Source organism: Collinsella sp. AF37-9 (genome assembly GCF_003475115.1).
Lineage (GTDB): Bacteria > Actinomycetota > Coriobacteriia > Coriobacteriales > Coriobacteriaceae > Collinsella.
This window is the reverse complement of the sequence record NZ_QROQ01000006.1, coordinates 85,950-97,805: the sequence shown is the minus strand read 5'-3', so window position 1 is coordinate 97,805 and position 11,856 is coordinate 85,950. Positions and strand designations below refer to the sequence as shown.

Genomic DNA, 11,856 nt, shown 5'->3' with positions numbered 1-11,856 from the left:
CCCCCCCCGCCTCTCGACCAGCCTCCGCACGCCCTTGGCGGCATGCCTCCGGGCGCCCCGGTCCGGGGCCTGGCCCCTGGCGAGGTCCTTCGGCCGCCCCGAGCACGTCAGGTAGTGCCACGCGGCCTCGACCAGCGTCTTCCTCAGGTGCTTGTTGCCGGCCTTGGTGATCGCGCCCCTGCGGTCGCTCTCCCCGCTGGAGTGCTCGGAGGGCGTCAGGCCGACCCACGCGGCGAACGAGCGGGCGTTCCTGAACCTCGAGAACTCGCCGGCCTCGAACACGAGGTCGGCGGCGGAAGCGGTGTCGACGCCCTTGAGGCAGCGCAGGGAGTCGACCCTCTTCCGCCACCTGGGCTTGCGGGCCTCGGCCTCGACGAGCCCCTCGAGCCTCGCCTTCTCCTCCGCCGCCCGCCTGACCGCGTCGACGTAGTAGGCGAGCACCTCCTCGTCGGCCCCCTCCGCGAACCTAATCGACTCGATCCAGGACCAGTGCGCCCGGGTCCAGTTGCCCTTCCTGCGGCCGGTGGGCGTCCTCTCGTCGAAGACGAGCCCGTGCCTTAGCGGGAACTTGGAGAGCCGCTGCTTCGAGCGCGAGAGGTCGTCCCTCGCGTCCTCGAGCGCCCTGGTCAGGTCGCGGGCGGCCTCGCACTCGTCGTCGGGGACCCACACCTCGACCACGTTGCCGACCGACAGCATGCGGGCGAGGAACTCGGCGTCGTTGCGGTCGTTCTTCCTGCGCCTGTCCGCGCTGGGCTTGATCATCTTCGAGACGGCGCCGACCACGCAGTCGACACCCAGGCCGGAGAGCCTCTTCTGCAGGTCGAAGCCCGTGACCCCGGACTCGTACACGCACCTGGCCCCGGGGTCCACGGAGCGGACCCACTCCGCGACGGCGCCGGCGTCGTAGCCGAAGGTCGCGGCGCGCACCTCCCCGGTCATGACGTCGAGGGAGACGGCCTTTATCGAGCGGGCGTGGACGTCGAGGCCGACGAAGGTGGTAGTATCGAGCATGGGAGCCCCTTCCATGAATGCGGCGTGGCCGCCGCGGCTGGATTAGACACTCACCATTGTCGGCCTAATCCGCGGTCTTTCATGCAGCAGGGGCTCTCAATGTTTATGTCCTGCTCATATCGTCTCGGCACCCCTTGCCATGGCGGTCGTCGCCGCTGAGGATGCCGCCTTGACCTTGTTCCTTTTAAATATGTGATGGGGAGATAATCCGCTGCTTACCCGTTGTGCTCCTTGTAAAGCTCGAGCGCCTTCTTAAGGTAAGTTTTGGCATAATGGTAGTAGATATGGGACCACTCGCCAACGTTATCGCCTTCTGCCTCTTTAAGCAGCGCCCATGTGTACCAGCACCAGCCCGCCATGCCCACCTGGCCCAGGTTGTGACGCCATTCTGCATCGGTTGGCTTGCGGCTGAAGTAATGCTCTAGTGCCCTGCACATTTTCTTCTCGGTTAACTGTTCACAAACACAGAATGTTCCAAAATCGTTGGCATAGTCACTCATACCGGCGTATTCCCAGTCAATGAGATCGACATGGCCGTCGCCGCTTACGAGGAAGTTGAGACTAAAGAAATCGTTGTGGCAGAGGACTGGATCGCCACCGTCGGCAATGAGCATTCTGTTCAGTTCGGCTGCCTGCGTGTCCATCTCGGGCAAATCCGGCACATCGATGAGCCCGTGTTTTAGAATGGCACGTTCGTAGCCCCTTCCCTCTTCATAGAAGCTAAAACAGCGATTAACTTTTGCACCGCTATCGTGAAGACTGCGGGCCATTTGCATGGCTTGGGCCAATTGGGCGTCGTCGTGAACGTCGAGGTTTCTACAATTCTTCACAAATCGTGACACCTTCCAGCCGCGGCGGGGATTCGCAAAAACAAAGGTGGAGTCAAGGCCGAGCGTGCGTGCAGTCTCGAGTGCGGTTTTTTCGGCTTTGCGGTCTACAAGGAGCTCGGTTCCTACGCCGGGGTGTCGGTAGACCCACTCGCCGTCATCGGTCGTAAAGTGGCAGCTGAGGTTCGTAAGTCCCTGTTTGAGCGGATAGACGTCGCGAATTTCGGATTTATCGCATCCCAAGACGGCAACGATGTTGTCGAAAATCTCGGAATCAAGGTTTTCGATGAAAAGAGGGTCGAAGTTGCGCAGCTCGTCGAGTGAGTCGAACTCGTGGATGGTGGGCGGGTCGTACCTGCGGATTTGCATGTCAAGCTCGTTGATATGATCGGCATAGAGATCTTCCCAGAGTTTGTTGCGGGTTTGGGGGAGGTCGTATTCTGCCTCAAGAATCTCTCGAAAACGAGTTGAGAACTCTCGATCGAAATAAGCGTGGCCAATCATATACCATGCATCGGACCCGCCGACCCTAACTTTGGTGATGCGGTCGTGGGTGTCGGTTTCCAGGCACCATTCAGGTGTCTGGCCCTGGTTGAACTCGGCTGAGTAGTAGGCCTTCCAGGCATGGTCTGTGAAAGGGTTCTTCTCGAAATAGTTGTCCGAGGAGCAGATGTACGTATTGCCCAACATCTCACGCACGAGCATAATCGAGGAATTGTTATTGCGCTCAGCGTAGGCGCAATTCACGATGACCTTAACGCCGTATTTGTCCTCGAGGTAGTAGAAGGACTCCTTCTTGTATCCCACAACGACGACGATGTCGAAAATCCCGGCTTCGTGTAGCTGTTCAATTTGGCGCTCGATCAGGACTTCGCCACGAACTTTGAGAAGCCCCTTGGGGCGTTCATAGGAGATGGGGGCGAAGCGACTGGAGAGGCCTGCCGCAAGGATAACAGCATTGTCCACGGCGTAGGGTTTTAGCGCGGTCATGCCCTTAGGCGTGAGACGGGCGTCCTTGATGAGGCCGGCTTCTGAGAGGTCTATTACGGCGGCATTTGCCGCTGTAAGCCCAATCTCGCACTCGCTCGCAAGTTGTTGTTGCGTAATGCCGGGACGTCTGCTCAGGGCATAGAGAACGTTAAACTGTTTATGCGTAAGCTGCATTAATGGTTCCTTTGCGTTCGGTTTTGTCAGATGCTATCGCGAACCTGAACAGCTGAAGGCATTACTTTCCGTTTTACTATCCATTGGAGGGTTCGAGCAAATGTCATTTGTTCGAACCCTCCAATGCGTGAGCGGGGGAGACTTTTATCAAAAAGGCGTTATGGACTGTTATGCGCAACTCTTAAACCAAATGTCGTCTAGCATTCAGAGTAGCCGGCAATTATTAATGCTTAATCCTACGCCTCCGTGGGCTCCACACCTAGCTCGTTGCGGACGAGTTCGAATGCCGCGGCGATGGCCTTGTCCATGTCGTAGTACTTGTAGCCGCCCAGACGACCGGCAAAGATCACGTCGCCCTCCTGCGCCGCCAGCTCCTCGTACTGCTTGTACAGGGCCTCGTTCTTGGCGTCGTTGATGGGGTAGTAGGGCTCGTCGCCGGGCTTCCAGTCGGCCGGGTACTCGCGCGTGATGACGGTCTTGTCCTGCGTGCCGAACTCAAAGTGCTTGTGCTCGATGATGCGCGTGTAGGGGACCTCGCGCTCGGTGTAGTTGACCACGGCCACGCCCTGGTGGTCCTGCTCGTCGAGGGTCTCGGTCTCAAAGCGCAGGCTGCGGTACTCGAGCGTGCCCAGCTTAAAGTCGTAGAACGCGTCGATGGGGCCGCAGTAGATCGTCTTGGCGGCGATATCGGGCTCGGCGGCGATCAGCTCCTTGTATTCCACGCCGCAGCGCACCTCGACGCCCTCGAGCATGTTGGCGACCATCTTGGTGTAGCCGCCCATGGGGATGCCCTGGTAGCGGTCGTTGAAATAGTTGTTGTCGTAGGTAAAGCGGCAGGGGAGGCGCTTGATGATGCTCGCGGGCAGGTCCTTGCAGTCGCGGCCCCACTGCTTCTCGGTGTAACCCTTCACGAGCGTCTCGAAGATGTCGCGGCCGACGAGCGACAGTGCCTGCTCCTCGAGGTTCTGCGGCTCGCCGATGTTCTCGGCGGCCACCTGCTCGGCGATCTTGGCCTTGGCGTCCGCCGGCGTGACGACGCCCGGCCACATCTTGGCGAAGGTGTTCATGTTGAAGGGCATGTTGTACATGTTGCCGTGGAAGTTGGCTACCGGCGAGTTGACGTAGTTGTTGAACTCGGCGAAGCGGTTGACGTAGTCCCAGACATCCTTCATGGAAGTGTGGAAGATATGCGCGCCGTAGCGGTGCACCTGGATGCCCTCGACATCCTCGGTGTAGATGTTGCCGGCAATGTGATCGCGGCGATCGATGACCAGGACCGATTTGCCGGCGCGCTTGGCGGCATTGGCAAAGACGGCGCCCGAAAGGCCGGCACCGACGACAAGGTAATCGTACTGGGACATGGATATGCTCCTTTGTATGTCAATTGGACAGTTACTTTAGTTTAGGGACAAACCTTTCTGACTCATTTCCCCCAGTGATTAGTGTAGCAGATACCCTTTCAGCAGCTCCAGCGCGTGAGCGTAGCCTTGGAGGCCTTCGCCGGTGATGGTGGCAAAGCATGCCAGGCGTGCATAGCTCACCTGACGGAAGTCCTCGCGCGTCTCGACGGCGCTGATGTGGACCTCGACGGCAGGGATGGCGACGGCCTTGAGGGCGTCGAGGATCGCCACGCTCGTATGCGTGTAAGCTGCCGGGTTGATGACGATGCCGTCGACCTTGCCGTATGCCTCCTGGATCTTGTCGACGATGCTGCCTTCGTGGTTAGACTGGAAGACCTCGACCTCGTCGAAGTCCTGTGCGGCGCCCGCTTCCTGGCAGATCTGCACTAAGCGGTCGTAGTTGTCGCTGCCATAGATGCCCGGCTCGCGAATGCCAAGCATGTTGAGGTTGGGACCGTTGATGACGAGTACTTTCATGGTTGCTTCCTTTGCAGTCGAGAAACCACCACAAGGGCGCCTGTCCCCTTTGTGGTGGTTTTGATTAGAGAGCGGGTGGGAGGGTGTCGAGGAGGGCTTGGGCGGTGTTGGCGGCGCAATCGCGCGAGTCGATGAGGTAGTCGGCCCAGGCGCGGTAGCGCGGCATGCGCTGCTCGGCCAGCTTGTCGATGCCATCGCGGGCGGTGATGGGGCGACCCTTGTGGGCGAGCTCGTCGAGCTTGCGGTTGAGCATCACAATCTGGCTGTTCTGGTGCAGCAGCGGGTAGTTCTCGTCGCGCGTGACCACGCCGCCGCCGGTGGAAAGCACCAGGCCGCTGCGCTTGGAGATGTCGGCCAGCGCCGCCGTCTCCTGTTCGCGGAACGCCGCCTCGCCGCGCTCGACGATAAAGTCGGCGCAGGGCATGCCCAGGCGCTCCTCGAGGGCGCGGTCCAGGTCGATGTGCTCGCGGCCGGTGAGCAGGGCGATCTGCTCACCCACGCGGGTTTTGCCCGAGCCCGGCATGCCGATCAGGGCGATGTTCTGCTCGCGGTGAGACAGGCGCTCCGTCACGTCCAGGATGCGCCCGCGCGGGGTGACCTGGCCGGTATAGCGCTCGACGGCTTGCGCCGCCTGGGCTACAAGCATGAGCAGACCGCCGATGCAGGGGATGCCGCGACGCTCGGCCTCGAGCATGAGTCCCGTGCGAGCGGGGTTGTAAACGATATCGATGACGCCCTCGAGCGCGTCGAGGCCCTCGAGCGTGCAAGGCGCGTCGGGGCAGTGGGGGAACATACCGGCAGGCGTGCAGTTGACGAGCAACGCGGCGTCGGACTGCTGTGCGATGTTACCGTAGTTGACCTCGCTCGCGCGTCCCACGGGCACCACGAGCGCGCCCAGGTCGCCCAGCACCATGCTGGCCGTGGTGCCGGCGCCTCCGGTGGCTCCGAGCACGAGGACCTTCTTGCCGGCAATCTCCACACCCAGCTCCTCGACCAGGCACTGGAAACCGAAGTAGTCGGTGTTGTCGCCGCGCAGGCGGCCGTCGGGCAGGCGCGTGATGGTGTTGACGTTTCCCATACGCTCGGCGAGTGGACTCAGCTCGTCCAGGTATTCCATGACGGCGCGCTTGTAGGGGATGGTCACGTTGGTGCCCTCCCATTCGTCACCCGTCATAAAAGCCTGGAGGTCCTCGGGCTCGCGCTCAAATCGTACGTACTCGAGCCCCGCGAGCTCCTTGTAGATGGTCGGGGTGTAGCTGTGGCCCAGCACGCGGCCCAGCACTCCGTAGGGGCGGGTTGCGGCGACATCGGTCATCTAGAGCACCTCCGTGTAACTGCCAAAGTAGGTGAAGCTCTCGCACACGTCGTCGATGGAATCGAGCAGGTCATCGAGGGCCTTGCTGCCAAAGGGGCAGTCCAGGTCAAAGTAGAACATAAACTCAAAGTCGTGCCCGGGGATGGGGCGGCTCTCGAGCTTGATGAGGTTGATATTGAGCGCGTAGAAGCGCTCGAGTACGCGATAGAGTGCGCCCGGCTCGTTGGCCGTGGTAATCATGAGCGAGGTGCGGTTGGCGCCGGGGTAGACGCGTGGCTCGCGGCTGATGACGACAAAGCGCGTGTAGTTGTTGTCCGAGTCCTGGATGTTGGGCTCCAGTACCTCCAGGCCGTAGAGTGCGGCGCAGCTGCGCGATGCGATCGCGGCAACATCGGTGCGTTCGGAGCTGGCGACCATCTCGGCCGACATGGCCGTGTTGGGGTACTTGGTGGCGTGCAGGTCGTGCGCCTCGATAAAGCCGGCGCATTGGGCAATGGCCTGGCCGTGGCTGTAGACCTCGTGCACGTCCGCAAGCTTGGCGCCGGGCTTGACGAGCAAGTTGTGGTCGATTTTGAGGCGAAGCGAGCGCACGATGTGGAAGTCGAACTGGGCGAGCAGGTCGTAGACAGCGTTGACTGAGCCGGCGGTGGAGTTCTCGATGGGCAGCACGCCAAACTCGCAGAAGCCGTCGCGCACGGCGCGCATAACGCCCTCGAAGGTCTCGAAAAACGCGATGTCGGGCACGTCGAAGAGTTTGCACGCGGCGATTTGACTGTAAGCGCCCTCAACACCCTGGCAGGCGACGGTGGCCGTCTGGGGGAAGGGCGTATCGAAGGCCTCGGCCGTGGCGTGTGCCCTTTGCGAGAGCGTGATGCCCTTGAGTTCGTTGATGTAGCGCTGCTGCTCGGCCTTGCTCATGCTCATGAGGAGACGGAACAGGGTGATGGTCTGCGCCTCGTAGCGCTCGGGCGCGCGGCTGGCGAGGTTGTTGAGCTTGGAGCGCTCACGGGCGGGGTCGAAGACGGCCTTGCCCATCTCGAATTTTGACTTGGCGACCTCGGTGGCAATGTCCATGCGCTCGACAAAGCTGTTGAGGAGCGTGGTGTCGATGCCATCGATGGCCTGGCGGATGTCAGCAAGGTCCATGGAGACCCCTTTCACGTGTCGGGGGATGTTGAGGGGTGGGTAGTTAGCGCTGGGCGGCGTCTTCGAGGAGGGCGTCCCAGATGGCAAGGGCGGCGGCTGCCTCGGCTACGGGGACAGCTCGGGGGACGATGCAGGGATCGTGGCGGCCGTGGACCGAGAGCTCGGCATTTTCCATAGCGTCCATGTCCACCGTCTGCTGCTCGCGGCCAATGGAGGGCGTCGGCTTTACGGCCATGCGCCACATGACGGGCGCGCCGGTCGAAATACCGCCCAGGATGCCGCCGGCGTTGTTGGACTCGACCTCGATCTCGCCGGTCTCGGCATCGATGCGATACGGATCATTGTTCTCGCTGCCGCGCATGGCGGCCACGGCAAAGCCCATGCCAAACTCCACGCCCTTTACGGCGGGAATGCCAAACGCGATCTGCGCGATGCGGTTCTCGATGCCGTCGAACATGGGGTCGCCGATGCCTGCGGGAAGTCCGTAGATGCCGCACTCCACGATGCCGCCGATGCTGTCGAGTTCGTCGCGTGCGGCTAGGATCTCCTCACGCATGCGGCCGGCTGCGGCGGCGTCAATGCAAGGAAGATCGTTCGTTAGGATCGCTTTGCGGTCGGCCTCGCGATAGACCATATCGTCCATCGGCAGGTCGGAGATGCCGCCGATCTGCGCGACGTGCGCCATTACTTTAATGCCGCGGGCCTCGAGTGCCTGCAGCGCAATGCCGCCGGCGATGCACAGGGGTGCCGTTAGGCGGCCGGAGAAGTGCCCGCCACCGGCGACATCGTGCATGTTGTGATACTTCACGCGCGCAGGGAAGTCCGCATGTCCGGGGCGGGGCTTGCGGCGCAGCTCGGAGTAATCCTTGGAGCGCGTGTTGGTGTTCTCGATAATCGCGGCGATGGGCGCGCCGGTGGTATGTCCATCGACCACACCGGCGATGATGTGCGCGGCGTCAGCCTCGCGGCGCTTGGTTGCGGTCTCGTCGCGACCGGGGGCGCGACGGTCAAGGAAGGCCTGCAGCTGCTCCTGGTCCACGGCGATGCCCGCCGGGATGCCATCGAGTGAGCAGCCGATGGCGGGGGAGTGCGACTGGCCGAAGATGCTTAAGTGCAAGACGTTGCCAAAGGTCGAGGACATGTTATTCCTCCTCGAGTGTGACCTTGCCGCCCAGCAGGCGGTAGTGGTCGAAGAAATCGGGATAGGACTTGTTGACGGCCTCGGCGCCGTGGATCACGACCTCGCCGGTGGCGCGGCTCGCGGCGATAGCGGCCATCATGGCGATGCGATGGTCGTTGTGCGAATCGACCTCGCCGCCGGTGAAGGCATCGACACCCTTGATGATGAGGTCATCGCCGGCAATGCGCACCTGCGTGCCCAGCGCGGTGAGCTCGCGGGTGGTGGTGACCAGACGGTCGGATTCCTTGATGCGCAGACGGGCGCAATCGCGGATGAACGTGCGGCCCTGCGCCAGCGATGCCACGGCAGAGATAACGGGCACTAGGTCGGGAATGTCGTGGGCGCTCATCTCGAAGCCGGCGAGCTTGTCGGACTGCACAGTGGCGGCGTTGGTGGAGCGCACGATGCGGGCGCCAAAGCGCGAAAGCGCGGCAAGCACGTTACGGTCGCCCTGTGCGGAGCTCAGCGACACGCCCTCGACAGTGATGGGGTCGGAGCCGATGGCGCCGGCGCACAGCCAAAAGGCGGCGTTGGACCAATCGCCCTCGACGGCCACGCTGCCGGGCGTGCGGTACGAGCCGCTGTTTACGCGGAAGTTTGTGACCTCTGGCTTGCCATTCTTGGCGGGGATGCGCTCGACGTTGACCTCGACGCCAAAGGCCTTCATGGCCTGGATCGTCAGGTTGATGTAGGGGCGGCTCTCGATGAGTCCGGTTACCTGCACGCAGGAGGGCTGGGACAGCAGCGGGGCCGCCAACAGCAGGCCCGAGATATACTGCGAGCTTACATTGCCCGGTAGCATAAAGGTGCCCGGGCGCATGCGGCCGCTCGTCTTGAGCGGAAAGCCGCCCAGACCCTGCAGGTCGCAGCCGGCAGCGATGATCTCGTCCGAGAGCGGGGAGAGGGGGCGTGCGCCCAGACGGCCCTGGCCCACAAAGGTGGCCTCTGCGCCCAGCGCGCAAGCGACGGGCAGCATAAAGCGGAGGGTGGAGCCGCTCTCGCCGCAGTCGAGCGTGCCGCCGGCAAGTGCCTTGAGCAGACCAAACTCAATACTCTTCATGGTGGGGTGGACCTGGAAGCCGTCCTCGACGGTTTCGATGCGGGCACCCAGCGCCGTAAGGCAGCGCACCGTGGCCTCGATATCGGCGCAGGTGGTATTGCAGGTGACGTGCGTCTCGCCGTTGGCGAGTGCGGCGCAGATGATCAGGCGGTGCGCCATCGACTTGGACGCGATGGCGGGAACAGTGCCCTTGAGCGGGGACGGGGTGATGCGGGCTAGCATGCGGAAGCGTCTCCCTTCTGGCCGAGGCCCTCGGCAATTAAATCGTGGAAGGTGGAAAGCGGCGTGCGGTCGATGCTGCAGCGGCCAATACCGTGCGGAATTACCAGGTCGATGGTGTCGCCCGTGCGCTTTTTATCATGGAGCGCCTCGGCAAAGACGGCGTCGGCCGAAAGCTCGCAGCGGGTCTTGAGACCGTGGCGCGCGCAGAGTTCCTCAATACGACCGGGCAGCTCGGCATCGCAAACGCCGTGCAGGGCCGCGGCTCGCGTGATGATGCCCATGCCGATCGACACGCAGTTGCCGTGTCCCAGCTCAAAGTGCTCGCAGGCCTCGACGGCGTGTCCGGCGCTGTGTCCAAAGTTGAGGAGCTTGCGCTGGTTGGTTTCGCGCTCGTCGGCGACGACCACGGCGCGCTTGATGTCGATATTGCGGGCGATGATGAGCGCTACGCGGGCCACATCGCGGTTGAGCAGCTCCAGCGTGAGCGGGGTCTTCTCCAGCTCGGCGAAAAGCTCCGGGTCGGCGATCACGGCGTGCTTGACGACCTCGCCGCAGCCGTCGGCGAACTGCTCGGGCGTGAGGGTGGCCAGGCACCCCACGTCGGCGATAACCACGCTCGGCTGCCAAAAGGCGCCGGCCAAGTTCTTGCCGGCAGCCAGGTCGATGGCGGTCTTGCCGCCCACCGACGAATCCACCATGGCGAGCAGGCTCGTCGGGATCTGCACAAACTTGCAGCCGCGCATGTAGGTGGCGGCCACAAAGCCCGCCACGTCGCCCACGACACCGCCGCCGAGTGCCACGATCACGTCGGAGCGCGAAAGCTCGTGCTCGGCCACAAACTCCAAAATGGCAACATAGGTTTCGGCGCGCTTATGGGCCTCGCCGGCTTCGAAGGTGCAGATGCTCACCTCGTAGCCTGACGCCTCCAGGCTCTGCTTAACGGGCATCTGATAGAGCGGGCCCACGTTGGTGTCCGTCACGATGACGGCGCGGGTGCCGCCGGCGGTGGTGCGGACGAGCGGACCTGCCTGCTCCAGCAAAAACGTGCCCACATGCACCTGGTAGGGGCGTGCGGTGTCGATATCGATAGTAATCGCCATAAGCTTCGGTCCTTTCGACCTGGCGTGATGGGTGGTCTAGTGGGAGGCCTCGTCGTCGAGCGCGCGCTTAATGCGGTCGCCCTCGGCAAGGAGATTCTCCAGATAGCGCTGGTCGCGGTCCTTAAGGGCGCGGCTGTAGGCGCCAAGCGATTCGATCAGATGGTCGATCTCAAAGGCGAGCGCGTCGGCGTCGTCGATCATGAGCTCGGACCACATTTGCGGGTTGAGGTGCGCCACGCGGGTGAGATCGCGGTAGCTGCCGGCCGAAAAGCCGTGGTGGACCTGAGCGGTCGGGCTCTTAACATAGGCGTTGGAGACGACGTGCGCGAGCTGGCTCGTAAAGGCGATGACGCGGTCGTGCTCGGCGGCGCTGGTCACGCTGAACTTGCCAAAGCCCAAGGGGCGTACCATCTCGCGCACCTGGCCCAAAAGCTCCAGTTTGAGCGCATCGTCCACCGCGGGCGGTACGAGCACGAGCGGGGCGCCCTGGAACAGGTCGGCGCGGGAGTGCGCATAGCCCGAGTACTGCGTGCCCGCCATGGGGTGCGCGCCCACAAAGTAAAAGCCGTGCTCGCGGGCTAGCTCAAAGGCGCGCTCGCACACGATGCCCTTGACGCCCACCGTGTCGATCACCACGGGGCCCATGATGGCCTCGGTGTCGGTGGCGTCGGCGAGCGCCTGGGCGTGCGCCTCGAGCCACTCGATGCATGCCTCGGGATAGCAGGCAAGGACGATGATGTCGCATTCGCCGAGCGTCTTGTCGTTAAGCTCTCCGGCGACAGTGCCCATGCTGGCGGCCGTCATGACATCGTCATCGGGGTCCCAGGCCAGCACGCGGACGCCCGCCTGCGCATAGCCGCGGGCAAAGCTGCCGCCGATGAGGCCCAGGCCGACGATGCCGGCGCACTTGGGGCCGCCCTGGTTAACGCGCGCGTTTCTCACTGTACCCATGGG

General features: G+C 62.8%; 10 protein-coding genes. All 10 read right to left on the bottom strand.

The annotated features are described in order from the left end of the window. Nucleotides 1-1,011, bottom strand: a 1,011-nt coding sequence (locus tag DW024_RS03465; protein WP_233541323.1) for an IS110 family transposase, incomplete at its 3' end; no start/stop codon positions are given. 215 nt (nt 1,012-1,226) lie between these two features. Continuing rightward, nucleotides 1,227-3,002: a phosphotransferase gene (locus tag DW024_RS03460; protein WP_118376981.1), complete on the bottom strand. Its 1,776-nt coding sequence runs from the start codon at nt 3,000-3,002 to the stop codon at nt 1,227-1,229. A 236-nt stretch (nt 3,003-3,238) separates the two neighbouring features. Further along, complete coding sequence (gene glf / locus DW024_RS03455) at nt 3,239-4,363, bottom strand: UDP-galactopyranose mutase (RefSeq protein WP_118376980.1); 1,125 nt, start codon at nt 4,361-4,363, stop codon at nt 3,239-3,241. Nucleotides 4,364-4,441: 78 nt separating this feature from the next. Then, nucleotides 4,442-4,879: a type II 3-dehydroquinate dehydratase gene (gene aroQ, locus DW024_RS03450; protein WP_118376979.1), complete on the bottom strand. Its 438-nt coding sequence runs from the start codon at nt 4,877-4,879 to the stop codon at nt 4,442-4,444. Between the two features lie 64 nt (nt 4,880-4,943). Then, nucleotides 4,944-6,194, bottom strand: coding sequence for a shikimate kinase (locus DW024_RS03445; RefSeq protein ID WP_118376978.1), 1,251 nt, complete (start codon nt 6,192-6,194; stop codon nt 4,944-4,946). Next, nucleotides 6,195-7,340 carry a prephenate dehydratase gene (pheA, locus tag DW024_RS03440; RefSeq protein WP_118376977.1) on the bottom strand — a complete coding sequence of 382 codons (1,146 nt, stop codon included), beginning with the start codon at nt 7,338-7,340 and terminating at the stop codon, nt 6,195-6,197. A gap of 43 nt (nt 7,341-7,383) precedes the next feature. Further along, nucleotides 7,384-8,481: a chorismate synthase gene (gene aroC / locus DW024_RS03435; RefSeq protein WP_118376976.1), complete on the bottom strand. Its 1,098-nt coding sequence runs from the start codon at nt 8,479-8,481 to the stop codon at nt 7,384-7,386. A 1-nt stretch (nt 8,482) separates the two neighbouring features. After that, nucleotides 8,483-9,802 carry a 3-phosphoshikimate 1-carboxyvinyltransferase gene (aroA, locus tag DW024_RS03430; protein WP_118376975.1) on the bottom strand — a complete coding sequence of 440 codons (1,320 nt, stop codon included), beginning with the start codon at nt 9,800-9,802 and terminating at the stop codon, nt 8,483-8,485. After that, nucleotides 9,796-10,902 (bottom strand): 3-dehydroquinate synthase, encoded by a 1,107-nt coding sequence (gene aroB / locus DW024_RS03425; protein WP_118376974.1) that lies wholly within the window; start codon nt 10,900-10,902, stop codon nt 9,796-9,798. Before aroB ends, aroA begins: the two co-directional genes overlap by 7 nt. A gap of 36 nt (nt 10,903-10,938) precedes the next feature. Beyond that, on the bottom strand, nt 10,939-11,853 hold the full coding sequence (locus tag DW024_RS03420; RefSeq protein ID WP_117564237.1) for a prephenate dehydrogenase/arogenate dehydrogenase family protein: 915 nt from the start codon (nt 11,851-11,853) through the stop codon (nt 10,939-10,941). Between the last annotated feature and the right edge of the window lie 3 nt (nt 11,854-11,856).